The 23,297-nt window shown below is 58.7% G+C and carries 24 protein-coding genes; 11 read left to right on the forward strand and 13 right to left on the reverse strand.

Annotation, left to right across the window (positions count from 1 at the left end; all coding sequences use genetic code 11):
* Positions 1-46: 46 nt before the first annotated feature.
* Together ACA062_RS05925 and ACA062_RS05930 are read right to left on the reverse strand one after the other, a co-directional pair.
* Entirely contained in the window at positions 47-577 is a 531-nt protein-coding gene (locus tag ACA062_RS05925) for a DUF1003 domain-containing protein (protein WP_497455597.1), read from the reverse strand.
* A gap of 64 nt (positions 578-641) precedes the next feature.
* The gene (locus ACA062_RS05930; protein ID WP_497455598.1) at positions 642-1,250 is read right to left on the reverse strand and encodes a TetR/AcrR family transcriptional regulator; all 609 of its coding nucleotides are present in this window, start codon (positions 1,248-1,250) and stop codon (positions 642-644) included.
* A gap of 212 nt (positions 1,251-1,462) precedes the next feature.
* On the opposite strand from ACA062_RS05930, the gene ACA062_RS05935 reads away from it, so the two are divergent.
* Entirely contained in the window at positions 1,463-2,515 is a 1,053-nt protein-coding gene (locus ACA062_RS05935) for an MBL fold metallo-hydrolase (protein ID WP_497455599.1), read from the forward strand.
* 46 nt (positions 2,516-2,561) lie between these two features.
* Here ACA062_RS05935 and ACA062_RS05940 read toward each other — a convergent pair whose 3' ends face one another.
* A complete protein-coding gene (locus ACA062_RS05940; protein ID WP_497455600.1) occupies positions 2,562-2,882 on the reverse strand; it encodes a helix-turn-helix domain-containing protein in 321 nt (106 codons plus the stop codon).
* Between the two features lie 211 nt (positions 2,883-3,093).
* Positions 3,094-3,411, reverse strand: coding sequence for a helix-turn-helix domain-containing protein (locus ACA062_RS05945; RefSeq protein WP_497455601.1), 318 nt, complete (start codon positions 3,409-3,411; stop codon positions 3,094-3,096).
* A gap of 279 nt (positions 3,412-3,690) precedes the next feature.
* On the opposite strand from ACA062_RS05945, the gene ACA062_RS05950 reads away from it, so the two are divergent.
* On the forward strand, positions 3,691-3,936 hold the full coding sequence (locus tag ACA062_RS05950) for a hypothetical protein (RefSeq protein WP_497455602.1): 246 nt from the start codon (positions 3,691-3,693) through the stop codon (positions 3,934-3,936).
* Positions 3,937-3,950: 14 nt separating this feature from the next.
* On the opposite strand, the gene ACA062_RS05955 is transcribed toward ACA062_RS05950, so the two are convergent.
* The 4 genes from ACA062_RS05955 to ACA062_RS05970 all read right to left on the reverse strand — a co-directional run bounded on the left by ACA062_RS05955 (position 3,951) and on the right by ACA062_RS05970 (position 7,448).
* Positions 3,951-4,940, reverse strand: coding sequence for a hypothetical protein (locus ACA062_RS05955; RefSeq protein WP_497455603.1), 990 nt, complete (start codon positions 4,938-4,940; stop codon positions 3,951-3,953).
* 163 nt (positions 4,941-5,103) lie between these two features.
* Complete coding sequence (locus ACA062_RS05960; protein ID WP_497455604.1) at positions 5,104-5,583, reverse strand: YbaK/prolyl-tRNA synthetase associated domain-containing protein; 480 nt, start codon at positions 5,581-5,583, stop codon at positions 5,104-5,106.
* A gap of 9 nt (positions 5,584-5,592) precedes the next feature.
* Positions 5,593-6,357: a sulfite exporter TauE/SafE family protein gene (locus ACA062_RS05965; protein ID WP_497455605.1), complete on the reverse strand. Its 765-nt coding sequence runs from the start codon at positions 6,355-6,357 to the stop codon at positions 5,593-5,595.
* Between the two features lie 5 nt (positions 6,358-6,362).
* Complete coding sequence (locus ACA062_RS05970; RefSeq protein WP_497455606.1) at positions 6,363-7,448, reverse strand: TauD/TfdA family dioxygenase; 1,086 nt, start codon at positions 7,446-7,448, stop codon at positions 6,363-6,365.
* A 110-nt stretch (positions 7,449-7,558) separates the two neighbouring features.
* Here ACA062_RS05970 and ACA062_RS05975 point away from each other — a divergent pair, with 110 nt between their 5' ends.
* On the forward strand, positions 7,559-8,482 hold the full coding sequence (locus ACA062_RS05975) for a LysR family transcriptional regulator (protein WP_497455607.1): 924 nt from the start codon (positions 7,559-7,561) through the stop codon (positions 8,480-8,482).
* Between the two features lie 242 nt (positions 8,483-8,724).
* Here ACA062_RS05975 and ACA062_RS05980 read toward each other — a convergent pair whose 3' ends face one another.
* The 5 genes from ACA062_RS05980 to ACA062_RS06000 all read right to left on the reverse strand — a co-directional run bounded on the left by ACA062_RS05980 (position 8,725) and on the right by ACA062_RS06000 (position 13,151).
* Complete coding sequence (locus ACA062_RS05980; protein ID WP_497455608.1) at positions 8,725-9,438, reverse strand: HNH endonuclease; 714 nt, start codon at positions 9,436-9,438, stop codon at positions 8,725-8,727.
* Between the two features lie 112 nt (positions 9,439-9,550).
* Positions 9,551-10,087 (reverse strand): BRO-N domain-containing protein, encoded by a 537-nt coding sequence (locus ACA062_RS05985; RefSeq protein WP_497455609.1) that lies wholly within the window; start codon positions 10,085-10,087, stop codon positions 9,551-9,553.
* A gap of 391 nt (positions 10,088-10,478) precedes the next feature.
* On the reverse strand, positions 10,479-11,729 hold the full coding sequence (locus tag ACA062_RS05990; protein WP_150797587.1) for a ribonucleotide-diphosphate reductase subunit beta: 1,251 nt from the start codon (positions 11,727-11,729) through the stop codon (positions 10,479-10,481).
* A gap of 653 nt (positions 11,730-12,382) precedes the next feature.
* Positions 12,383-12,697, reverse strand: a complete 315-nt coding sequence (locus ACA062_RS05995) for a hypothetical protein (RefSeq protein ID WP_497455610.1) — start codon at positions 12,695-12,697, stop codon at positions 12,383-12,385.
* Positions 12,698-12,887: 190 nt separating this feature from the next.
* A complete protein-coding gene (locus ACA062_RS06000) occupies positions 12,888-13,151 on the reverse strand; it encodes a DUF2790 domain-containing protein (protein WP_497455611.1) in 264 nt (87 codons plus the stop codon).
* A 473-nt stretch (positions 13,152-13,624) separates the two neighbouring features.
* On the opposite strand from ACA062_RS06000, the gene acs reads away from it, so the two are divergent.
* The 8 genes from acs to ACA062_RS06040 all read left to right on the forward strand — a co-directional run bounded on the left by acs (position 13,625) and on the right by ACA062_RS06040 (position 23,237).
* Entirely contained in the window at positions 13,625-15,580 is a 1,956-nt protein-coding gene (gene acs / locus ACA062_RS06005; RefSeq protein ID WP_497455612.1) for an acetate--CoA ligase, read from the forward strand.
* A gap of 713 nt (positions 15,581-16,293) precedes the next feature.
* On the forward strand, positions 16,294-17,067 hold the full coding sequence (locus ACA062_RS06010) for an ABC transporter substrate-binding protein (RefSeq protein ID WP_497455613.1): 774 nt from the start codon (positions 16,294-16,296) through the stop codon (positions 17,065-17,067).
* Between the two features lie 91 nt (positions 17,068-17,158).
* The gene (locus ACA062_RS06015; RefSeq protein ID WP_007943881.1) at positions 17,159-17,848 is read left to right on the forward strand and encodes an ABC transporter permease; all 690 of its coding nucleotides are present in this window, start codon (positions 17,159-17,161) and stop codon (positions 17,846-17,848) included.
* Complete coding sequence (locus ACA062_RS06020) at positions 17,845-18,543, forward strand: ABC transporter permease (protein WP_150768080.1); 699 nt, start codon at positions 17,845-17,847, stop codon at positions 18,541-18,543. Before ACA062_RS06015 ends, ACA062_RS06020 begins: the two co-directional genes overlap by 4 nt.
* A gap of 1 nt (position 18,544) precedes the next feature.
* A complete protein-coding gene (locus tag ACA062_RS06025; protein ID WP_497455614.1) occupies positions 18,545-19,669 on the forward strand; it encodes a M14 family metallopeptidase in 1,125 nt (374 codons plus the stop codon).
* Between the two features lie 27 nt (positions 19,670-19,696).
* A complete protein-coding gene (locus ACA062_RS06030; RefSeq protein ID WP_497455615.1) occupies positions 19,697-20,461 on the forward strand; it encodes an ABC transporter ATP-binding protein in 765 nt (254 codons plus the stop codon).
* 199 nt (positions 20,462-20,660) lie between these two features.
* Positions 20,661-21,641: a transcriptional regulator ArgR gene (argR, locus tag ACA062_RS06035; protein ID WP_497455616.1), complete on the forward strand. Its 981-nt coding sequence runs from the start codon at positions 20,661-20,663 to the stop codon at positions 21,639-21,641.
* 375 nt (positions 21,642-22,016) lie between these two features.
* A complete protein-coding gene (locus ACA062_RS06040; RefSeq protein WP_497455617.1) occupies positions 22,017-23,237 on the forward strand; it encodes an aspartate aminotransferase family protein in 1,221 nt (406 codons plus the stop codon).
* The last annotated feature ends 60 nt before the right edge of the window (positions 23,238-23,297 follow it).

Below are 23,297 nucleotides of genomic sequence, written 5' to 3' on the forward strand. Positions count from 1 at the left end.
GGTCACGCTGCTCCAGGTCCCCGCCGACAGGTCGTTGGCTCGCTGATCAGCGGCTTGGCTGATCCTTACGCACAAAGTGCTGATGCATTTCCGACGTCAGGCTTTCGATGCGTTCGGTCAGGGTCTTGGTCATTTCGGTCAGCCGGGTGTTTTGCTCCAGCAATTCCAACAGTTGTGCGGAGTTCTGCGCTGCCTGGGCTTGACGTTCGGCGTTGGCCACGGCCAGGGCTTCGCGGTGTTGCGCATCGGCGTCGGACTGGGCTTTGTCGCGGGCGGCCTGGCGGGTCTGGGCCAGCAGAATCAGCGGTGCGGCGTAAGCCGATTGCAGACTGAACGCCAGGTTGAGCAGAATGAACGGGTACAGGTCAAAGTGAGCCACGCCAAACAGATTGAGACACACCCACACCACCACGATCAGCGTTTGCGCACCGAGAAAGGTCGGCGTGCCGAAGAACCGCGCAAAGGCCTCGGCGCGCAAGGCAAACTTGTCGTTGCCGAAGGTGGGCGCCAGGTGAGCGTGAGGCCGGTGGAAACGCAGGTGATCGACGGGTGCGGTGTGTTTGGTGTCGGTGGTCATGGGCTCTCTGCCTGGCGCTGGGACTGAAGCTCACTATAGCGCCGGGGCGCAGCCAGAGCTTGATCTAGACCTGATGGCAGGCCAGAAACATGTCCAGCGCCGACTCCACGACTGTGCTCTGCCGCTCGGCTGACAGGGTTGGCAAGCCCATGGAAATCTGTGGCCAGAAGGCAAAGGACTTGAGCATCCCCTGAATCTGCTGCGCGGCAAATTCCGGCTCGACCGGTTTTAACCGGCCGTCGGCCTGGGCGGCACGGATCCACAGGGTCAGGCTTTCTTCGCGTTCGCCCATTCGCGCCACCATATTCTGCGCACGCTCCGGGGAATGGATGGTGGCGGCGATAGTGACCCGCGCCAGGTCGAGAAAACTGTCTTCGCTCATCATCTGCAATTTTGCCATCAGCATCCGGCGCATCTGATCACGCAGGGGCAGGTCAGGGCGGTAGGACGTTTCCGGTTCTGCGGTCAGCCGCGCCCACAACTGATTGAGGATTTCGGCGAACAACTCTTCCTTGCTGGGGAAATGGTTGTACACCGTGCGCTTCGACACCCCTGCGGTGGCGGCGATCTTGTCCATGCTGGTGACGTCGAAGCCGTTGGCACGGAATTCGGCAATCGCCGCCTGAATGATGGCTGCGCGTTTTCGATCGGTGAGGCGCTGTGGGGCAGTCATAGGGACGCTTCGTCAGGAATAGGTAAAGATTACACTGATCAGTTTACTTGTGATCGGCATTGATGCAACCTAGAAACTACACTGTGCAGTGTAATGCTCTGTTAATCCTGTGCAGTCACCATAAAGTTTTCGGCTAATGCGTGCGTGCTTGGCCATTTAACGTTTCAAAGCAGAGGGCCGCCAATCATGCGGTTTTCCTGGAGTCTTCAGCCATGGCCACCTCAATTTCCCCGGCGGACAACGCCGCCACACCTCAAGCGTCGCGACAGACTCAAGGGCAGTACCGCAACCATGCCCCGGTGCAACGCGAAGGTTTTCGTAAAACCTTGCGCATCCTGTGGAACGTGATCTTCCACAAACCGAACAACACCCGCCCGACGGCACCCGTACCGGTACAAAACCTGACGCGAGCGGCATTGCTTGCCGCGCCCAATCACAGCGTCTACCGCCTCGGTCATTCCACCGTACTGCTGAAAATGCGCGACAAATTCTGGATCACCGACCCGGTCTTCGCCGAACGCGCCTCGCCGGTGCAATGGGCCGGCCCCAAGCGTTTCCATCAGCCGCCGATCAGCCTGGACGAACTGCCGCCGATTGAAGCGGTGATCCTGTCCCACGATCACTACGACCACCTCGATTATCAGGCGATCCGCAAACTGGCGGACAAGACCCACTACTTCCTGACGCCCCTGGGCGTAGGCGACACCCTGATCAAATGGGGCGTCGACGCCAGCAAGGTGCGTCAGCTGGACTGGTGGCAGGGCACCGAGGTCGATGGCCTGCAGTTCATCGCCACCCCTTCGCAGCATTTTTCCGGCCGCGGCCTGTTCGATGGCAACAGCACGCTGTGGGCGTCGTGGGTGATGATCGACGGCGACACGCGGATCTTCTTCAGCGGCGACAGCGGCTATTTCGATGGCTTCAAACGCATCGGCGAACAGTACGGACCGTTCGACCTGACACTGATGGAAACCGGCGCCTACAACGTTGAATGGCCCCATGTGCATATGCAGCCGGAGCAGACCTTGCAAGCGCATCTCGACCTCAAAGGGCGATGGTTACTGCCCATCCACAACGGCACTTTCGATCTGTCGATGCATGCCTGGTATGAACCGTTTGACCGGATCCTGGCGCTGGCCTGGGAGCGCAATGTGTCGATCACCACGCCGCAGATGGGCGAAGCCTTTAATGTGATGCATCCGCAGCGAGGCAGTGCCTGGTGGGATGAGGTCGAGCAGCAGGTGTACCAGCAGAGTGTCGGCTGACGCGGCTACAGATGGACTCGGAGGACATATCGCCGAGCTTTGCGCTTCAGGTAAAAACCACCTCGATCCGGCCCTCTTTTCTTGAGCGGGGGGCCGATTTGACGACGATTTGCACGTCACGCCCAAGCAGGGAAAGGCATTCCATCATCTTGGCTTCACTGATGCCGCGAAACTTGCCGCGCAACATCTCGGAGAGCTTGGGTTGTGACAGACCGAGGATTTCCGATGCTTGAACCTGGGTCAAACGGCGAGCCTTGATGATCTCGCCAATTTTTGCGGCCAGTTGGGATTTGACTCGCATTTCATTGGCGTCGGGTATCCCGAGGTCGGCATAGACGTTCCCGCTGCTTTCTTCGATTTCAATCATTTCCTGATCCTTTTGCGTGATCCTGCGCCGCCTGTAGGAGCTGGCTTGCCGGCGAAGGTGTCCTTCAGATCGCCTTCACCTGCAAGTCGGATCGCCGCAACGGTAGCTCCTTGGAAAAACAGCACATCCTCTGGATAGGCCTCTGCAGAATGCCTCTCTTGTATCGATGCGAAATATACCTATATGGGAATAATCGTCAACCGATGACTCCTCACTCAACCATCGCATAATCCGCCCGCCCCACCGGATTCGGCGTCGACCCCCTCACATTCATCCCTCTCCCCGGCGCAAACCCCGGGAAGAACACCAACCCCTGCGCTTCAAACCGATAAGCCAACGCCAGCCGGGTTACATCCAGCACTTCGCGCTCGGCTTCGAAACGTTGAATGGCGTCAACCGAGACACCGGATTCTTCAGACAGCTCTTCAACACTCCAACCCAGCATCGCCCGGGCCTGGGCGCAGTGGGTTGGCGTGAATTGGAAAAGGGCGATACGTTCCAGGGTGATCTTCATCGCATAAGAGGCCATGGTGTTCTCCGGGCTCGAGAGTGTCGGTTCAAAATATACTGTGTTTTTGTACAGTTGTTTTGCCCCCAGATCAAACTCATTTTTTGATGCATCCTATTTCACACCCTTCGGCCAGACCGACGGTGGCTCTCCCGGCACCCGGCGAAACATCGTCGAAAACAGGACCACGAATGTTGATCTTCAACTGCACCGAAGCCGCCAGTAACTTCTTCAGTCGCATCCACAAAGGCAAGAAAATCACCCCGGTGGAGAAACCGCCATCGTCCGTTATCGAGGACGATGAGCCAGTCAAATCCGCGGAGCAATGGCTGGTCCACGCCAAAAATGAACGGCTTCATCAAGGGCAACAAAAGCGTCAAAGGTTATTTAGTGCCGGATGAGGAGATGATGGCCCACTGGATGCGTCAGTATTGTGGTCTTGATGAGTCCATTATCCAGGACGCCCGCAACCGGCGGGATGAAGTACAACAAGAGATACGGGAGCTGGAAGCAGTCCACAGAACGCAGGATCAGCCGCTGCAATAACGCTGTGAAGCGAGTCACTTGTCCGCCAACCCCGGCGCCTCACGAATTATGAAGTGGTCCAGGTTCTCGATATTGGCACTGAACACCCCGAACGTCTGCTCGGGGTTCTTCTTGCTCGGTACCTGCTGCAACTCCGGCGTCACCCCATAAAAGAAGCAATACAACTCGGCATCGCTATCGATGGCATGCTTGATCTCCTCCAGAAACGCCTTGCGCTTGCGGTAGGTGTCGATCAGCTTCTTGCTCAGGTAAACGTTGACCGAATAAGGCTTCTTCTTCGCCTCATCCGCTTGCTTGAACCAGACCTTCTGCTCGAAATCGATGCGAAAGCTCTGGGTGTAATCCTTGATCTCCTTGATCTTGCCCCAGTAGATCAGCCCCTTGTTGTCCTGCAGATACTCGATCTTCTTGAAGAATGATGCATAAGGTGCCGTGTGCTCGCCGATCTTCAGCGGCATGCGCCTGAGCAACTCCTTGTCCTCGAAGTTCGAGACGAAGCATTCCACCGGATGCGCGAAGACACTGGTCTTGTCCGGCGCCGACTCGCGAGTCGAATGCTCGACGTCACTGGCCGGTGAGGGTGGTTTTGGATCATCACGCATGACATTCGCCACCACCGCCGGATTGGACGGCTTGCGCACATACACACGCCGAGTCAGCAACAACTCCGATGGGAAATGGTCCTCGCGACTGTCGTCCGTTTCCGCACTGTCCGCCTCGACGCCCAACGCCGCCGTCCTCAAGCTGACATAAGGACAACCCCCGACATGCCGGGTGCTGGGTATGTTCTTGAAGTGCGGCGTGCGTACGTAATTGACATTCTTGGCGTTGAACGTCCCCAACACATTACCCGCATCGAACGCCAAGCGGCAGGCATCGTCGGGGCACTGGAAGTGTTCCTTGGCCGAATCGAACGCCATCGTCTCGTCGAAATTCAAATCGCGCACGTCATAGATCGACAGCTTGTCGTCGAGGCTGAGGCAGTAGGCGAGGTCGAATTTCATGGTGGGCTCGGGTCCTTGCAGGCGCGAGCTTGCTCGCGATGGTTGCCAACGATAACGCATAAAACCTGACACCTCTCGGCGCTCTCAGGTTTTCGTCGCAACGCCGCCCGGAGCCAGCTCGCACCTACACCCATCAGCGCAATCCAATCTTGCCCACGGGTGCTCAACCTTGGCGGATATCCACCAACCGGGGCTTGGCAATCGACAGGTAATCCTGCGTATCGAGCACCATTGATGCATCCAGCCGCCCGGCGTTGAAGGCGATTTCGCCGTAGCCCGTGGTCAGGGACGGGTCGACGATCAATTGAATCCGCTCGTCGAAGGTAAACGGAGGGATGGCGCCGATCCTGCACCCGGTCAGTTGCATGGCCGTTTGCGCGTTCACCAGCTCGGCTTTTTTTCCTCCCAGGGCCGCTCCGACTTTCTTCATGTCGAGCCTCTGGTCCCCTGGCAGTATCACCAGGGCATAGGGTTCGGCCTGACCCTTTAGCGCGCAGAGCATGGCTTTTGCGCCTTGGCCGGGTTCCGTGCCTCGGAGTTCGGCGACCCGCGCCGACTGGCCCTCGGCATCGTGCATCAACACCCGGTAGGAGGCGGCGTGGGCATCAAGTAGTGTCACCAGGCGATCAAACATGGATTGCATGGGCTTTCCTCAGGTTTTCAGCAACAGGTCATAGGACAGTTTGCTGATCAGGATCACCAGCAACACCAGAAACAGCGCCCGGACAAAGGGCACGCCTTTACGCACCGCCAGCCAGGTGCCGGTCAGCGCGCCCAGGATGTTGAAGACCGCCATGGGGAGGGCGATCAGGTACAGCACGTTACCTGTCGGGATGAAGAATATCAGCGCCGCCACGTTGGTCGCGATGTTCACCAGCTTGGCCGACGCCGAGGCGTGCAGGAAGTCGAAGGCGAAGCAGCGGATAAACAGGAAGATCAGGAAGGTGCCGGTGCCAGGACCGAACAGCCCGTCGTAGAAACCGATGGCACCGCCGATGACGACCGCCAGCCACTTCTGCCGGATACCGATGTACGTGGGGGCGTGCAGGGCGCCGAAGTCCTTTTTCCAGAAGGTGTATATCGCCATCAGCACGATCAATACCAGCACCGCCGGGCGCATCACTGACTGGGGCACGAACGATACCGTGGCCGCGCCGAAGAAGGCCATGACAAAGGCGGCGCAGGCGGCTGGAATCACCAGGCCCCAGTCGATCACCACCTTGCGCACGAAGGACCTGGCCGCGAACGCGGTGCCGAATGCGGCCGCGACCTTGTTGGTCCCCAGCAGCGCTGCCGGTGGTGCGGCGGGCAGCACGTTGAACAACGCGGGTATCTGGATCAGGCCGCCGCCGCCCACCGCCGCATCGATCAGGCCGGCGGCGAAGGCGAACACACAAAGAATGACAATATCGACCATTTATATCAGGCTCTAGCGATGAAGGGTCGTTGGGAGTTCAGCGCCAGTACGCGGGCCGGGTCGTTGACCCCGAAAACGCGCAGCAGCCAGCGGTCGCGCCCGTCGTAGCGCGGGGTAAAACCTTCCCTGGCATGCAGGGTTCGCTGGTTCTTGAAGATCAGCATGTCCCCCGGTTGCAGCAGGACGGGGCGTACGACATCGGGGTGATTGGCGGCGGCTTCAAACAGCTGCAGGGCCAACTTCGCGATGGCGCAGGTGGCTGTGACACTGGCCTTGTTGTAACGGCAAAACAGCTCGCCGGTTGCGCTTTTGTACAGCAGGGGTACGTGTTCCAGCACGTTGCCTGGCTTGCCGAAGGACACCGGTCGGCGAATGGCGAACTGCGGTTGTGACAAGGCTGTTTCAACCCAGTCGGGCAACATGGCCAGCACCTCGCTAATGGCAACGATGCGGGTCGGCACATCCAGCTCGCAGCGCAAACCGGTCAGGCACAGGTACTCCGGACAGGCCGACAACGCTGAGACAGGTTCGCAGGTCAAGGGCAGGTGCGGGTTGTCGACGTGCATACACAGGTCCATGCGGGACCCGTAGGAGCTCTTTTCGGCTTCACGCTGGCGCTTGGGCGACACGTGGCGAAACACCGTGTCGTCGTTTTCACCCTCGTAGGCCACCGGATGGGTTTGCAGGGTCTGCAGCACCGCCAGGATCGCGCCGGCCACTACCGGCAGTTGCTCGATACCTGGCGCCATGTCGTAGGGGGTGGCGGGCAGGTGCGAGTCCAGGGGCAGCCCCCTGACGATCATTGCCTCCTCTGGGGCCGTGGGGAAGTTGCGCAAGCGATCGATTTTTTCACCGCACAGGACGCTCTCAAGCAGCTGCCCCAAGGCCGGCATGCGACGGATACCCGAGGCGCTGTCGGTCACGGCCAGGGAGACCAGGCCGGCGTGAAGTGCGTGCTGTTCTTCAAACGAAACATGAATCTGCGGTATTGCTTGTCGGGTTGAACTCGCTGAGTGACTGCGCTGCCAGTCTTGAATGTGTTCACCCTCAGTGGCCGTTGATGTCCCGACTATTTCTTCCATCTTTGCCATGTCCATTTGCTCCTGTTTGCCTACATCCCTGTAAGTTGAGCGCGAAGGTTAACGGAAGGGCCTTTTTTGTGTTGCAATGCCACGTTGCGATAAATGCAATGAGGTGATCAATGGCTCTGGATAAGTTATGGGCGCTTGAAGTCTTCGCGACCGTAGCGCGCAAGCGCAGCTTCGTCGCGGCGGCACGCGCGCTGGGGCGCTCTCCCAGTGCGTTGACCCGCGCCGTTCAAGGCCTGGAGGAAAGTGCCGGGGTCAAGTTGTTTAATCGCTCCTCGAGCGCCGTAGGCTTGACCGAGGCGGGTGAACGCTTGCTGCCCCATGCCTGCAAAATGCTGGAATTGCAACGTGAGGCGGATGAAGACCTGGCCGGTCTCAGCGGCATGGCGAGCGGCTGGGTGCGTTTTTCCGCCCCCGAGTTCCTCGGCCACGGCGTTTTGCCGCAATTGATCGCGCAGTACGCCGAGGATTATCCGGACGTGAACGTCGACGTGATCTTCACCGATGAGACCCTCGACCCGGTCAAGAGCAAGCTGGACTTCTCGATTCGCGGCGCGTTTGCGCAATCCAGTGACCTGATCGGCTATCCACTCTGGAGTTACTCGCGTCATCTGTACGCCAGCCCCGGCTACCTGCAGCGGCGCGGGACGCCTGAGGCGATTGAAGCGCTGGAGGCCCACTCGCTGATCCTGCACACGGCGCCGCGCATCCTCAAGGAATGGAATTTCCGCAGTGAGCAGCAGGCCATCAGCGTTCGGGTCCATCCACGGTTTCGTTTCAGCTCGGGCGTGGCGGTGTTCCAGGCCGCCCTGGCGGGCATCGGCATCGCTCGCCTGGCGGACTGGCTGGCGGAGCCCGAAGTGCAAGCGGGGCGCCTGCGCCGGGTCTGCCCCGAGTACCGGCTCACCGCCAGCAACGGTGACAGCCCGCAGATGCACGCGGTGTACCCGGCCGGGAGCCTGCCGCTGCGGGTAAAGGCACTGCTGGAGGTGATTCGCGGGTTTGGTGACAGTCTTGAGCTCAAGCATGGACCTTAAACAAGCAAGAGCAAATCAAAAGCTCATATAGAAAAAAACCGCCGTTAGGCGGTTCTCTGTAAATCGTTTTCTTTTGCAGTATATGCCCTAAGGCCGTCGCGAGGTTCCGGTACTGCTCCAGCATTCCTCGCCAGTGATTAAAACGCTAACGCTAGATTGATACTATGTCAATCCGATTGACATCAATGGCTAGCTGACGGAGTGGCGACCGACCGAGCAAGCTCCCTCGCCACAGTGTTCGCCTACTCGGGAATTAACCGTGTGACCCTCTTATAAAGCGAAGCGGTGAACCTCTCACTGTCGCTCGAATGATGACAACGACGATGGCAGTTCGGGCACACCGCTACTGCGTTGGTGATTTGATCCGAGCCCTTTTCGGCAAGCGGTTTAACGTGGTGAACTTCCAGATAAGGCAAATCTAGCTTTTGAAAGGGAGCCGGCTCGCCACAAGCTTCGCAATGGCCTTCAGCTTCATTTCGAACCCAGGCTCTGACTTCGGGATCACGCACATATACCGTGCGAGAACTTGCGGCTTGCTTTGGTTTCTTAATGCCCTTTGGCGGTTCTTTTATCTTTTGCTTTTGAATCGCGGCAGCGCGACGTTCTAGCGTTTCCTCATCGGCCGTGGGAAGGGCGGGGTTGCCAGGTTGAACGCCTCGTTCGGTAAGCGCTGCCCAAATTAGCTGCTCAACATTCGAACCAACGTTTTTCGCAGGCTTGTAGCCCCTAATAGGATTCCGATCCATCGTCGCCAGAACCCTAGAAATATTCTGCATTCGGAATTCGACAGAGCCCTTGGTGCGGGTCGACAAGGCTGATGCACGCAGTACGCGATTCTCATGTGCCTTGTTGAATTTTTGACCGATTAGCTCTAGCTCAAGCATTTTCAGATAGGCGTCGACCGCTGCCTTAATCTCAGGAACGCTCCAGTCGTTATCTTTTTTCTTGTCGCTCATACAACCGCCGAGGGTTAAAAACCCTCGGACGATACTGAGTGGCCATCACCGCTGTCTACGAAAATTCCTACAAGATATAGCGAAGAATCTCACGAGTGATCCTACAAGCACGTCACCCAACGATCGAATGCTTCGACGACTGAAATATTTGAACAACTCTCCGCCACCAAGGCTTAGCGACCGTCGCCCGCCGCTGCGTCTGATCATTTAACAGGTAAGGCATGTCCCGTAGCCGTATCCAACCTTCATCCTGCCAATGCAGCAGACTCAACGACATCTCCGGCCAATCCAACAAACTCAGCATTGGTCGATCCGGATTTGCCGAAGGTTCTGCATCGCGTAAGGCTGCCACCACCTGATGGGTCAACCACTCACGCAGTAAGCGATTCCCTGGAACGTAGTGATAAACCAACAGCGCATATACCCCTGACTCGCTGAGCATCAGCTGTTTTTCTGGTTGCCGGAAATACTCTATCCACAAAACCCGACGCTGATCTTTATCCAGTTTACTGACCATACGATCACTCAGATGGACGCCCATCAAACGGCCAATATCGCGGGCGCAGAACCATGGTTGATTTTCAAGAAGAAGGGCGTGGAGGTGGAGGTTGTGGCGGGTGAAGATCGTCGGCCAAAAGAGATTGCGCATGACCGATCGGTGTGGAGTTTCTGCAGGCATATCCATTACCTCTACGTATGAGTGGAAGAGGGCCGGAACCCGACGTAGAGGATCTAAGAAATCCCAACAGGCAGTTTCTCCCACTCACAGGATTGCGCGTGTATCGCTGATATCAGCGCGCGTTCCGTGGAAAGGAAGTTAGCTTCTACGTTGGGCGTTTCTTAGGCACCTGCTATAGAGTTTAGAGGTGCTCTGAAACGACATCAATGCGGACGATGCTGGAATTGTTGTAGGAGTTTTAGTGGCGAAGGTTGAGATTAGTGAGATTTTTCTTACCCAATAAAAAGGCCCCGATCAAATCGGGGCCTTTTGCAGTTCGATTTTTCGATTTACATCGTCAAATCAGGGTGAAACTCGGAAATCAATCCCAGCTCAACGCCCCACCAGTCTGATACTCAATAACCCGAGTCTCAAAGAAATTCTTCTCTTTCTTCAAGTCCATGATCTCGCTCATCCAAGGGAACGGGTTAGTCGTCCCTGGGTACTCTTCTTTAAGGCCGATCTGCGACAGACGACGGTTAGCGATGAACTTGAGGTAGTCCTCCATCATCGCCGCATTCATCCCCAGCACGCCACGAGGCATGGTGTCCCGCGCGTATTCGATCTCCAGCTGAGTGCCCTGCAGAATCATCTGCGAAGCCTCTTCCTTCATCTCGGCATCCCACAAATGCGGATTTTCGATTTTGATCTGGTTGATCACGTCGATGCCGAAGTTCAGGTGCATGGATTCGTCGCGCAGGATGTACTGGAACTGCTCGGCGACGCCGGTCATTTTGTTGCGGCGGCCCATGGAGAGGATCTGGGTGAAGCCGCAGTAGAAGAAGATGCCTTCCAGGACGCAGTAGTAGGCGATCAGGTTGCGCAGCAGCTCTTTGTCGGTTTCGACGGTGCCGGTTTCGAACTTCGGATCGGAGATCGAGCGGGTGTATTTGAGGCCCCAGGTGGCTTTTTTCGCGACCGACGGGATCTCGTGGTACATGTTGAAGATTTCGCCTTCATCCATGGCCAGCGATTCGATGCAGTACTGGTAGGCGTGGGTGTGGATCGCTTCTTCGAAAGCCTGGCGCAGGATGTACTGGCGGCATTCCGGGTTGGTGATCAGGCGGTACACGGCCAGGACCAGGTTGTTGGCAACCAGGGAGTCGGCGGTGGAGAAGAAGCCGAGGTTGCGCATGACGATGCGGCGCTCGTCGTCGGTCAGGCCTTCCGGGTCTTTCCAGAGGGCGATGTCGGCGGTCATGTTGACTTCTTGCGGCATCCAGTGGTTTGCGCAGCCGTCCAGGTACTTCTGCCAGGCCCAGTCGTACTTGAAGGGTACGAGTTGGTTGAGGTCGGCGCGGCAGTTGATCATGCGCTTTTCGTCGACCGCTACGCGAGCGGAGGCGCCTTCGAGTTCGGCAAGGCCTTCGGCAACGTCGAGGTTGTCCAGGGCGGCTTTGGCGCGGGCGATTGCGGCGGAGTCGGACGCGGTCACAGCGCGGGCTTCCTGGGCGGCAACACCACCGGCAGCATCAAGGCGGTCCATGTTGGCTTCGGTAGCGTGGCCGGCGTTGGCGCCTTTGACCACGGTTTCGGCGCTGTCTTCTTTGTCGAATTCGTCCCAGCTCAGCATGACGTGTCGTCTCCTGCGTGAGGGCCAGTTGCCCGTGTGAAAACTGATAGGTTGGTTTTTCACACGACCGACTGGCCGCGTTGGATCTAAAGGAAATCGTTTTTTGCAGCAGTACAACGCAGGCAATAAACAGAATTTTGTACGGGTGTTCCGAAGCCGCTGACGGGCGCAGAAAACATGAACGGCATCTGCGTGGGCTTCAGACTGGCTATTGACCCCTGTAAGGGAATATTGCAGGCCCGTTTAAGCCCGCATTATAAGGAAAAATTCAGCGCCGTGGTGCGGCGAATCGGCGCTGCGAACGGTCGGCAGGGCACGTTTTCCGGTCGGAGCGAGGGTTTACAGGGCTTTGGCCGATGAAGTTTTTTTTTCGCCTGAAATGGCTTGTTTTTGACGCTGCAATCGGGTTGGCGGCGGGGCAATGGCCGGCTGAAACGCTGCGAGCCATAGGGGGCGGGGGTTACAGCGCAGGAAGAGGATTGTTGCGGGCGCGATTGGGTGCGTTTTTACTCGGAAAATGGACCTTGAACGATTTGATCAAAAAATAGCCAAAAACCGCGTTTTTCACTACATGTTGTGTTTTAGGTTGGTTTTCCATGGCTTGAGACACAACTAAGCCCGACCGAAGTCGGGCTGTAAGTTACGCTCGAGGATCAGCTCAGGCGACCAGCACCCACGTGATCGGAACCGTCGGCAGCGACCTTGGCGGCACCGGTGTGATCGAAGCCGTCAGCAGCGACTTTGGCGGCGCCTGTGTGATCAAAACCGTCTGAAGCGAGTTTGCCCGCACCGACGTGATCGGCACCGTCGGCGGCGAAGGATGCCGAGCCGGTATGGTCGTAACCGTCAGAAGCGACAGCTGCCGAGGTGGTGTAGGCGGCCGAGCCAGTGCGGTCGTAGCCGTCGGCGGCGAAGGTGTTGGCAGCCAGGACGGAGAGGGCCAGGGCGAGGATCAGTTGGGTTTTCATGTCAGTGCTCCAGGTTCGTTGGCGTTGTGCGCCTTGGGTGTGGAATCGATATTACGCCGACTATTTTGATTGAAAAGCGCAAATAAACGCTTAAAACAATCGAATAACACGATATATAAGGTTCGGCGCTTCATCTGCCTTGAACCGCGGGCGGGTGGGTCGAACCTTGGGAAGGGGAGGGTGGGTGAGATCAGCCGTTGGAGCAGCCGTTGCCCATGACGCTGTAACGCAGAATGTGGCGCTGACCTTTGGAGTCGTCGTACTCCATTTTGGCCGGAACAACTTCGCAGACGTTGGGGATTTCGCTCATCGAGATGACTTTGGCGATGTCAAGGTCGGTGGAGTAAGTGTATTCCTCGATGGCGGTTTGCTGCTGTGCGACATCAGTCGGAACCCCATCGGCCATGGCGGTTGCGCACAGGCTGCTGAGGGCCAGAACTAATAAAGCTTTCATTTCAGGGTTACCTTTCAGAGGTCGAGTGGGGTCACGCAACCTTTTTGGGGTTGCGTGTGGAGCTTCATTACCGGGATCTGGATTAACTGCCTTCGTGGGGGCTGCAACTGGGTTAATCGCGTTGCCTTGTTGGCGAGGTGGATTTTAGGCGTGGGGGGGGTATTCATATAGGTGGGGTTTTGATAAACACCTTTGACAGATTTCGTAACAATCAATGAATAACGTGGCTGGAGCGAGCTTGTCGAGGATTTGGACGAGGTGGTTTTGCAGCTGGACCGCGTTATCGTTCTTCGCGGGCAAGCCACGCTCCCACAAGGGTTTGCGTGATGTTCGGGATGTGCGTTCCAGACTTGTTCCGGGGTAATCAGGACATTTTGTAGGGACTTGTTACTACCATCGTCGAATGGTTCTATAGGCCCGGTCCGGCTACAACTGGGTCATACAAAAACAACTATTCCACCGAGGTAAGAAAGATGAGTGCGGCTTCCCTGTATCCCGTTCGTCCCGAGGTTGCGGCCAACACGCTGACTGATGAGGCGACCTACAAGGCCATGTACCAGCAGTCCGTCGTCAACCCGGACGGATTCTGGCGCGAGCAAGCCAAGCGCCTCGACTGGATCAAGCCTTTCACCACGGTGAAGCAGACTTCCTTCGACGATCACCATGTCGATATCAAGTGGTTTGCCGACGGCACCCTCAACGTGTCCTACAACTGCCTCGACCGTCATCTGGCCGAGCGCGGCGATCAGGTCGCGATCATTTGGGAAGGGGATGACCCTGCCGAAAGCCGCAACATCACCTACCGCGAGCTGCACGAGCAAGTCTGCAAGTTCGCCAACGCCTTGCGTGGCCAGGATGTGCATCGCGGCGACGTGGTGACTATCTATATGCCGATGATCCCCGAAGCCGTGGTCGCCATGCTGGCCTGCACCCGGATCGGCGCGATTCACTCGGTGGTGTTCGGTGGTTTCTCGCCGGAAGCCCTGGCGGGACGCATCATCGACTGCAAATCCAAAGTGGTGATCACTGCTGACGAAGGCATCCGTGCCGGCAAGAAGATCCCGCTCAAGACCAACGTCGACGACGCGCTGACCAACCCGGAAACCAGCAGCATTCAGAAAGTCATCGTGTGCAAGCGCACCGGTGGCAACATCAAGTGGAACCAGCATCGCGACATCTGGTACGAAGACCTGATGAAAGTGGCGGGCAGTGTTTGCGCGCCGAAAGAGATGGGCGCCGAAGAAGCGCTGTTCATCCTTTACACCTCCGGCTCGACTGGCAAGCCGAAGGGCGTGCAGCACACCACCGGCGGTTACTTGCTGTATGCGGCGATGACCCACGAGCGCGTGTTCGACTACCGCCCAGGCGAAATCTACTGGTGCACCGCCGATGTTGGCTGGATCACCGGCCACACCTACATCGTCTACGGCCCGCTGGCCAATGGCGGGACCACGCTGCTGTTCGAAGGCGTGCCGAACTATCCGGACATCACCCGGGTGGCGAAGATCGTCGACAAGCACAAGGTCAACATCCTCTACACCGCGCCAACCGCGATTCGCGCGATGATGGCTTCCGGCACCGCCGCTGTTGAAGGCGCTGACGGCAGCAGCCTGCGACTGTTGGGTTCGGTCGGTGAGCCGATTAACCCGGAAGCGTGGGACTGGTACTACAAGAACGTCGGTCAATCCCGTTGCCCGATCGTCGATACCTGGTGGCAGACCGAAACCGGTGCCACCCTGATGAGCCCGTTGCCGGGCGCTCACGGTCTAAAGCCTGGCTCCGCTGCCCGTCCGTTCTTCGGTGTGGTGCCGGCGTTGGTGGACAACCTGGGCAACATCCTCGAAGGCGTTGCCGAGGGCAACCTGGTGATTCTCGATTCGTGGCCAGGCCAGGCGCGCACGCTGTTTGGCGACCATGACCGTTTCGTCGACACCTACTTCAAGACCTTCCGTGGCATGTACTTCACCGGTGACGGTGCGCGTCGTGACGCAGACGGTTACTTCTGGATCACCGGGCGTGTGGATGACGTGCTCAACGTCTCCGGTCACCGCATGGGCACCGCCGAGATCGAAAGCGCGATGGTTGCTCACCCGAAAGTCGCCGAAGCGGCGGTGGTCGGTGTGCCGCACGACATCAAGGGGCAGGGCATTTATGTCTATGTCACGCTGATCGGTGGTGAAGTGCCGACCGAGCAATTGCGCCTGGAACTGAAGAACTGGGTGCGCAAAGAGATTGGCCCGATTGCTTCGCCGGATGTCATCCAGTGGGCGCCGGGGCTGCCGAAAACCCGTTCGGGCAAGATCATGCGCCGGATTCTGCGCAAGATTGCGACCGCTGAGTACGATGGGTTGGGGGATATCTCCACCCTGGCGGATCCGGGTGTGGTGCAGCATTTGATTGATGAGCATAGGACGATGAACGTCGCTTAACGGCGAGTCTTGAGTCATCGAAGCCCCGCCTGGCATTGCGCCTGGTGGGGCTTTTTTTTGTCTGGGATTTTTGTGTTGTCTGTTCTGGCCTCTTCGCGGGCAAGTCGAATCGTCGCACCGCCGCTCCCACAGGGTTTTCGGGATGGGTTGCGATTGCATGCACGCCACAAATCCTGTGGGAGCGGGCTTGCCCGCGAAGGCGATCTGTCAGACGCCGCATAAACAACGACCAATAATTATCGGCTTCGTCCGTCATCCGTTTCTTACTGTTACCCGCCACCCTTCAAGTAACTAAATGTGTAACCGCTGGCGCCAATTCGGGGCATTGAGAAACGCAATATCCCGTTCCTGGGGCACTTCAGTGCGCATAAAAAATAAGAGGCAACGCTACACTTGCCGGATTAGAAGGCTTTGCCAATAATAGGCCCGCAATTTGCAACTTTGATCGGTTCACTGTCTTTTGCTCTTGCATGAAATTGCAAGGCTGTCAACGCGCCCGAACGGCTTTCTCGGTGCTTCTGTAATTTGTTGTCGCATTGAAGAAATATCGGCTTCGGGCCTGTCGTTAGAATGCCGATCACTCGCTCGTCGTTGCTCGCGTTGAATTCAACGCGGGTTTCCCAGGACGCAGCACTGCTTTGCGGTTCTACTCATTCGCATATTGGGCTGTCGCTCACTCTGCCGTTTTAGCCCTTTACCGATGGAGTCCCAAGATGAAGAAACTCGTGCTGCTTGGCGCCCTGGCACTGTCCGTGCTTTCCCTGCCGACGTTCGCTGATGAAAAGCCGCTGAAAATCGGTATCGAAGCGGCTTACCCTCCGTTCGCTTCCAAAGCGCCGGACGGCAGCATCGTGGGTTTCGACTACGACATCGGCAACGCCCTGTGCGAAGAGATGAAGGTCAAGTGCACCTGGGTCGAACAAGAGTTCGACGGCCTGATCCCGGCCCTCAAGGTGCGCAAGATCGACGCGATCCTGTCGTCCATGTCGATCACCGAAGACCGCAAGAAGTCCGTGGACTTCACCAACAAGTACTACAACACCCCGGCGCGCCTGGTGATGAAGGCCGGCACCCCGGTCAGCGACAGCCTGGCTGAGCTCAAGGGCAAGAACATTGGCGTGCAGCGTGGTTCGATCCACGAGCGTTTCGCCCGCGAAGTCCTGGCCCCGCTGGGTGCCGAGATCAAGCCTTACGGCTCGCAGAACGAAATCTACCTCGACGTCGCAGCCGGTCGCCTCGACGGCACCGTGGCAGACGCGACCTTGCTGGATGACGGTTTCCTGAAAACCGACGCCGGCAAAGGTTTCGCCTTCGTGGGCCCGGCCTTCACCGACGAGAAGTACTTCGGCGACGGCATCGGCATCGCAGTACGCAAAGGCGACGCCTTGAAAGACAAGATCAACTCCGCGATCACTGCCATTCGTGCAAGCGGCAAGTACAAGCAAATCCAGGACAAGTACTTCGCCTTCGATATCTACGGCAAGTAATCCGTCCCGGCGACAAGTCCGAAATGGCGCAAGCAGCAGGATCTCTGAGGTTTGCGCCATTTTTTCATCCCCCTTTTCGAGGACCTGAATCATGTTGAAAGGCTACGGGGCTGTCATCCTCGATGGCGCATGGCTGACGCTTCAGCTCGCCTTGTCGTCCATGGTCCTGGCGATTGTTCTGGGTCTGATCGGCGTTGCGCTGCGTCTGTCCCCGATTCGCTGGCTGGCCTGGCTGGGCGACCTGTACTCCACGGTGATCCGCGGGATTCCCGACCTAGTGCTGATCCTGCTGATTTTCTACGGGGGTCAGGACCTGCTCAACCGCGTCGCACCGCTGCTCGGCTTTGACGACTACATCGACCTCAACCCGTTGGCCGCCGGTATCGGCACCCTGGGCTTCATCTTCGGTGCGTACCTGTCGGAAACCTTCCGCGGCGCCTTCATGGCGATTCCGAAAGGGCAGGCCGAAGCCGGCATGGCGTACGGCATGAGCAGTTTTCAGGTGTTCTTCCGGGTGCTGGTGCCGCAGATGATTCGCCTGGCGATTCCGGGGTTCACCAACAACTGGCTGGTCCTGACCAAGGCCACCGCACTGATTTCGGTGGTGGGTCTGCAAGACATGATGTTCAAGGCCAAGCAGGCGGCAGATGCCACCCGCGAGCCTTTCACCTTCTTCCTCGCAGTGGCGGCGATGTACCTGGTGATCACCAGTGTCTCGTTGCTGGCATTGCGTCACCTTGAGAAGCGCTACTCGGTAGGCGTAAGGGCGGCTGATCTATGATCTTCGACTACAACGTCATTTGGGAGGCCTTGCCGCTGTACTTCGGCGGCCTGGTGACCACCCTCAAACTGCTCGCACTCTCACTGTTCTTCGGTCTGCTGTGTGCCTTGCCGCTGGGCCTGATGCGCGTCTCGAAGAACTCGGTCGTCAACTTGAGCGCCTGGCTCTTCACCTATGTGATCCGCGGCACGCCGATGCTGGTGCAACTGTTCCTGATCTACTACGGTCTGGCACAGTTCGAAGCGGTACGGGAAAGCTTCCTCTGGCCGTGGCTGTCCAGCGCCACGTTCTGTGCCTGCCTGGCTTTCGCCATCAACACCAGCGCCTACACCGCTGAAATCATCGCCGGCAGCCTGCGCGCCACGCCCAATGGCGAGATCGAAGCGGCCAGGGCCATGGGCATGTCGCGCTACAAGATGTACAAGCGCATCCTGCTGCCATCGGCCCTGCGCCGGGCACTGCCGCAGTACAGCAACGAAGTGATCATGATGCTGCAGACCACCAGTCTGGCCTCCATCGTGACCCTGATCGACATCACCGGTGCCGCGCGCACGGTCAACGCGCAGTTCTACTTGCCGTTCGAAGCCTACATCACGGCGGGCGTGTTCTACCTGTGCCTGACCTTCATTCTGGTGAAGTTGTTCAAACTGGCCGAGCGCCGCTGGCTGGGCTATCTGGCCCCGCGGAAGCACTGATATGGAACGCATCGACCATGCATTGCCGTGGAGCCACCTGGGCAGCGAACGCCGGATTTCGGTGTTCTGTTTCGGCAACAGGGAGCGAAGTGGCGGGCGCAAGGCTTACATCCAGGCCAGCCTGCACGCCGATGAATTGCCGGGAATGCGCACGGCCTGGGAGCTGAAAAAGCGCCTGACCGAACTCGAGGCCCAGGGCTTGCTCAACGGCGTGATCGAACTGGTGCCGGTGGCCAACCCTCTGGGCCTTGGTCAGCTGCTGCAGGGCAATCATCAAGGGCGTTTCGACGCGGGCAGCGGCAAGAATTTCAATCGCGATTTCGTAGAGCTGAGCGCGCCAGTGGCCGCCGCCGTGGAAGGGCGCCTGGGTGATGATCCTCATGCCAATATTCAGCTGATCCGTCAGGCCATGAGTGATGCGCTGGCCGCGTTGCCACCGGCCGCGAGCCAGTTGCAAGGCATGCAGCGCATCTTGCTCAGCCACGCTTGCACCGCTGATGTCGTGCTGGATTTGCATTGCGATGCCGAAGCGGCGCTGCACATGTATGCCTTGCCGCAGCACTGGCCGCAGTGGTGTTCGCTCGCCGCGCATCTGGACGTCAAGGTTGGCCTGTTGGCGGAAGATTCCGGCGGCAGTTCCTTCGATGAAGCCTGCTCACTGCCGTGGTTGCGTTTGTCGCGTCTGTTCCCGGATGCGCAGATTCCGCTGGCCTGCCTGGCGACTACCATTGAACTGGGTGGTCAGGCCGATACCGGTCGCGCTGAGTCAGAAGCGTACGCCGAAGGCATTTTGGCGTTCCTCGCCGAGCAAGGCTTGATCAGCGGCGAATGGCCCAAACCTGCGCAAGAAGCGTGTGAAGGCATGCCGTTCGAGGGCACCGAATTGTTGTTCGCGCCGCACCCTGGCGTGATCAGCTTTTTGCGCAAGCCCGGCGAATGGGTCGAAGCCGGCGACGAGATTTTCGAAGTGATCGATCCGTTATCGGATCGGGTCAGCACGGTGTGTGCTGGTACGTCCGGGGTGCTGTTTGCCATTGAACGGCTGCGTTATGCCCAACCCGGTTTCTGGCTGGCCAAGGTGGCGGGGCGCGAAGCGCTGCGTCACGGGCGCTTGCTCAACGACTGACTGACTGTTTTTGTGAGAACCGACCGCATGTACAAACTTGAAGTCCAAGACCTGCATAAACGCTATGGCAGTCACGAAGTGCTCAAGGGCGTGTCCCTGAAAGCGGCGGCTGGCGATGTGATCAGCATCATCGGCTCCAGTGGCTCCGGCAAAAGTACTTTCCTGCGTTGCATCAACCTGCTCGAGCAGCCGCACGCCGGCAAAATTCTGCTCAACAACGAAGAGCTGAAACTGGTGGCGAACAAGGACGGCGCGCTGAAGGCGGCCGACCCGAAGCAGCTGCAACGCATGCGTTCGCGCCTGTCGATGGTGTTCCAGCATTTCAATCTGTGGTCGCACATGACCGCGCTGGAAAACATCATGGAAGCGCCGGTGCACGTGCTCGGCCTGTCCAAGGCCGAAGCCCGCGAGAAGGCCGAGCACTACCTGAACAAGGTCGGCGTGGCGCATCGCAAGGACGCCTACCCGGGCCACATGTCCGGCGGCGAACAGCAGCGCGTGGCGATTGCCCGGGCGCTGGCGATGGAGCCCGAGGTGATGCTGTTCGACGAACCGACTTCGGCGCTCGACCCGGAACTGGTCGGCGATGTGCTGAAAGTCATGCAGGCCCTGGCCCTCGAAGGCCGGACCATGGTGGTGGTGACGCACGAAATGGGCTTTGCCCGGGAAGTGTCGAACCAGCTGGTGTTCCTGCACAAAGGTATCGTCGAAGAAAGCGGCAACCCGCGTGAGGTGCTGGTCAATCCACAGTCCGAACGCTTGCAACAGTTCCTCTCGGGCAGCCTGAAGTAATCGCTCCCGTTACGCACCCTGTAGGAGCTGGCTTGCCGGCGATGGCGGTATGTCTGTACCAGAGGTGCAAACTGACACACCGCCATCGCCGGCAAGCCAGCTCCTACAATTGATCTCTGTTGATTTTGAGATTTGCGTTCATTTACGGGCTAGCATTGGCCCGTGCCTTCATCACTGTTTTCGTTTCGGATTGCCCGCCATGACTGCCCATCGAATTGGTTTCCTGATTTGGCCCAGCACTAAAGCATTGACGCTGGCGCTGGCTGAGGAGGCCTTGCGTGTTGCCCAGCGTGTGCATCCGGACGTGGTCTACGAGCTGTCGTTCCTGCAGGCCGAACTGCCGGCCGAAGGTGCCTGGCAATTGCCGGGTGAGCCCTGGGCCGGCAAGCTCGAAAACTTCCAGAAACTGTTCCTGCTCGCCGATGAGCCGCCGACCACGCTGGCACCGGCACTCAGCAGTGCGCTGAAACAACTGGTGCGGGCCGGTTGTGTGATCGGCGGGCTGTCGGCCGGTGTTTACCCGTTGGCGCAACTCGGTTTGCTCGACGGTTATCGCGCCGCCGTGCACTGGCGCTGGCAGGACGATTTCGCCGAACGCTTCCCGAAAGTCATCGCCACCAGTCATCTGTTCGACTGGGATCGCGATCGTCTGACGGCGTGCGGCGGCTTGTCGGTGCTGGATCTGTTGCTGGCGGTGCTGGCCCGTGACCACGGCGCCGAACTGGCGGGCGCCGTCTCGGAAGAATTAGTGGTGGAGCGCATCCGCGAAGGTGGCGAGCGCCAGCGCATTCCCCTGCAGAACCGCCTCGGTTCCAGCCATCCGAAGCTCACCCAGGCGGTGTTGCTGATGGAAGCCAACATCGAAGAGCCTCTGACCACCGACGAAATCGCCCAGCATGTGTGCGTGTCCCGTCGGCAGCTGGAGCGCATCTTCAAGCAGTACCTCAACCGTGTGCCGAGCCAGTACTACCTGGAACTGCGCCTGAACAAGGCCCGGCAGATGTTGATGCAAACCAGCAAGTCGATCATCCAGATCGGCTTGTCGTGTGGCTTTTCCTCGGGGCCGCATTTCTCCAGCGCCTACCGCAACTTCTTCGGCGCCACGCCGCGCGAAGATCGCAACCAGCGGCGTAGCAGCAGTCCGTTCGAATTGTCTTCGGTGCCGTCGGAGCGCGGCTGATGCGTGACGCAAAGGCCATGGGCATGACGCCATGGCCCTGCGTGACGGGAACGATCAATCTGCCTCATGCTGCCGGTCGCTGATCAAGGTCACGCGTTCGGTTTGCCTGTGTGCCCGTTCGACGCGTCTCTGTGCCCCCCTTTAGTCAGGGCGAGTTGTGCAAATCAAATCCTGGCAACGCTGCCGCTAATCCCGTCGGCCAGTTAAACTGCGCCTTTGCGACGCTATTTGTCGCATTGCCGTAAACCCGGCTGAAACCGGGGTTTGCGCTATAAGAAGTTGTCGCTTGGCGGCAAGGCCGGGCTGAAAACTGTCCTTACAATCCCCCTCATCGCTCGCCAGTTTCAGGCGGGTGTTCCTCTTCAGGAGACTCCGATGTCCGTTGAGCACGCTGCGGTACAACGCGCCGATTTCGACCAGGTAATGGTTCCCAACTACGCGCCTGCCGCATTCATTCCCGTGCGTGGCGCCGGTTCCCGCGTCTGGGACCAGTCTGGCCGCGAGCTGATCGACTTCGCCGGCGGGATCGCCGTTAACGTCCTGGGCCATGCGCACCCGGCGCTGGTCGGTGCATTGACCGAGCAGGCAAACAAGCTGTGGCACGTGTCGAACGTATTCACCAATGAGCCGGCCCTGCGCCTGGCCCATAAGCTGATCAACGCGACCTTTGCCGAGCGCGCATTCTTCTGCAACTCCGGCGCCGAAGCCAACGAGGCCGCCTTCAAGCTGGCCCGTCGCGTCGGTTTCGATCGGTTCGGCAGCGAGAAGTACGAAATCATCGCCGCGCTCAACAGCTTCCACGGTCGCACCCTGTTCACCGTGAACGTCGGTGGCCAGTCGAAGTACTCCGACGGCTTCGGTCCGAAGATCACCGGTATCACCCACGTGCCGTACAACGATCTGGCAGCGCTGAAAGCGGCCATTTCCGACAAGACCTGCGCGGTGGTGCTGGAACCGATCCAGGGCGAGAGCGGCGTGATCCCGGCCGAACTCGAGTACCTGCAAGGCGCCCGTGACCTGTGCACCGCGCACAACGCGCTGCTGATTTTCGATGAAGTGCAGACCGGCATGGGCCGCAGCGGCAAGCTGTTCGCCTACCAGCATTACGGTGTGGTCCCGGACATCCTGACCAGCGCCAAGAGCCTGGGCGGCGGTTTCCCGATCGCGGCGATGCTGACCACCGAAGACCTGGCCAAACACCTGGTCGTCGGCACCCACGGCACCACCTACGGCGGCAACCCGCTGGGGTGTGCGGTCGCGGAAGCGGTGATCGACGTGGTCAACACCCCTGAAGTGCTGGCCGGCGTCAACGCCAAGCACGACAAATTCAAGGCTCGCCTGGAACAGATCGGCGAGAAGTACGGCCTGTTCACCCAGGTCCGCGGTCTGGGCCTGTTGATCGGTTGTGTGCTGAACGATGCCTGGAAAGGCAAGGCCAAGGACATCTTCAACGCCGCTGAGAAAGAAGGCCTGATGATTCTGCAAGCCGGCCCGGACGTGGTGCGTTTCGCCCCGAGCCTGGTGGTGGAAGATGCGGACATCGAAGAAGGTCTGGACCGTTTCGAACGTGCTGCGGCAAAACTGACGCAAGCCTGATAGACCCTTCGACGCCTGAGTTTCAGGCGTCGAACCCAATTTTTATATGCCGGGCACAAT

The sequence above is a fragment of the Pseudomonas sp. LBUM1679 genome (genome assembly GCF_059695565.1).

What these genes read in the sequence shown, in the direction of transcription:
- ACA062_RS05925 (WP_497455597.1), bottom strand. Translation starts at nt 577, where the DNA reads ATGACCACCGACACCAAACACACCGCACCCGTCGATCACCTGCGTTTC.
- ACA062_RS05930 (WP_497455598.1), bottom strand. Translation starts at nt 1,250, where the DNA reads ATGACTGCCCCACAGCGCCTCACCGATCGAAAACGCGCAGCCATCATT.
- ACA062_RS05935 (WP_497455599.1), top strand. Translation starts at nt 1,463, where the DNA reads ATGGCCACCTCAATTTCCCCGGCGGACAACGCCGCCACACCTCAAGCG.
- ACA062_RS05940 (WP_497455600.1), bottom strand. Translation starts at nt 2,882, where the DNA reads ATGATTGAAATCGAAGAAAGCAGCGGGAACGTCTATGCCGACCTCGGG.
- ACA062_RS05945 (WP_497455601.1), bottom strand. Translation starts at nt 3,411, where the DNA reads ATGGCCTCTTATGCGATGAAGATCACCCTGGAACGTATCGCCCTTTTC.
- ACA062_RS05950 (WP_497455602.1), top strand. Translation starts at nt 3,691, where the DNA reads ATGAGCCAGTCAAATCCGCGGAGCAATGGCTGGTCCACGCCAAAAATG.
- ACA062_RS05955 (WP_497455603.1), bottom strand. Translation starts at nt 4,940, where the DNA reads ATGAAATTCGACCTCGCCTACTGCCTCAGCCTCGACGACAAGCTGTCG.
- ACA062_RS05960 (WP_497455604.1), bottom strand. Translation starts at nt 5,583, where the DNA reads ATGCAATCCATGTTTGATCGCCTGGTGACACTACTTGATGCCCACGCC.
- ACA062_RS05965 (WP_497455605.1), bottom strand. Translation starts at nt 6,357, where the DNA reads ATGGTCGATATTGTCATTCTTTGTGTGTTCGCCTTCGCCGCCGGCCTG.
- ACA062_RS05970 (WP_497455606.1), bottom strand. Translation starts at nt 7,448, where the DNA reads ATGGCAAAGATGGAAGAAATAGTCGGGACATCAACGGCCACTGAGGGT.
- ACA062_RS05975 (WP_497455607.1), top strand. Translation starts at nt 7,559, where the DNA reads ATGGCTCTGGATAAGTTATGGGCGCTTGAAGTCTTCGCGACCGTAGCG.
- ACA062_RS05980 (WP_497455608.1), bottom strand. Translation starts at nt 9,438, where the DNA reads ATGAGCGACAAGAAAAAAGATAACGACTGGAGCGTTCCTGAGATTAAG.
- ACA062_RS05985 (WP_497455609.1), bottom strand. Translation starts at nt 10,087, where the DNA reads ATGCGCAATCTCTTTTGGCCGACGATCTTCACCCGCCACAACCTCCAC.
- ACA062_RS05990 (WP_150797587.1), bottom strand. Translation starts at nt 11,729, where the DNA reads ATGCTGAGCTGGGACGAATTCGACAAAGAAGACAGCGCCGAAACCGTG.
- ACA062_RS05995 (WP_497455610.1), bottom strand. Translation starts at nt 12,697, where the DNA reads ATGAAAACCCAACTGATCCTCGCCCTGGCCCTCTCCGTCCTGGCTGCC.
- ACA062_RS06000 (WP_497455611.1), bottom strand. Translation starts at nt 13,151, where the DNA reads ATGAAAGCTTTATTAGTTCTGGCCCTCAGCAGCCTGTGCGCAACCGCC.
- acs (WP_497455612.1), top strand. Translation starts at nt 13,625, where the DNA reads ATGAGTGCGGCTTCCCTGTATCCCGTTCGTCCCGAGGTTGCGGCCAAC.
- ACA062_RS06010 (WP_497455613.1), top strand. Translation starts at nt 16,294, where the DNA reads ATGAAGAAACTCGTGCTGCTTGGCGCCCTGGCACTGTCCGTGCTTTCC.
- ACA062_RS06015 (WP_007943881.1), top strand. Translation starts at nt 17,159, where the DNA reads ATGTTGAAAGGCTACGGGGCTGTCATCCTCGATGGCGCATGGCTGACG.
- ACA062_RS06020 (WP_150768080.1), top strand. Translation starts at nt 17,845, where the DNA reads ATGATCTTCGACTACAACGTCATTTGGGAGGCCTTGCCGCTGTACTTC.
- ACA062_RS06025 (WP_497455614.1), top strand. Translation starts at nt 18,545, where the DNA reads ATGGAACGCATCGACCATGCATTGCCGTGGAGCCACCTGGGCAGCGAA.
- ACA062_RS06030 (WP_497455615.1), top strand. Translation starts at nt 19,697, where the DNA reads ATGTACAAACTTGAAGTCCAAGACCTGCATAAACGCTATGGCAGTCAC.
- argR (WP_497455616.1), top strand. Translation starts at nt 20,661, where the DNA reads ATGACTGCCCATCGAATTGGTTTCCTGATTTGGCCCAGCACTAAAGCA.
- ACA062_RS06040 (WP_497455617.1), top strand. Translation starts at nt 22,017, where the DNA reads ATGTCCGTTGAGCACGCTGCGGTACAACGCGCCGATTTCGACCAGGTA.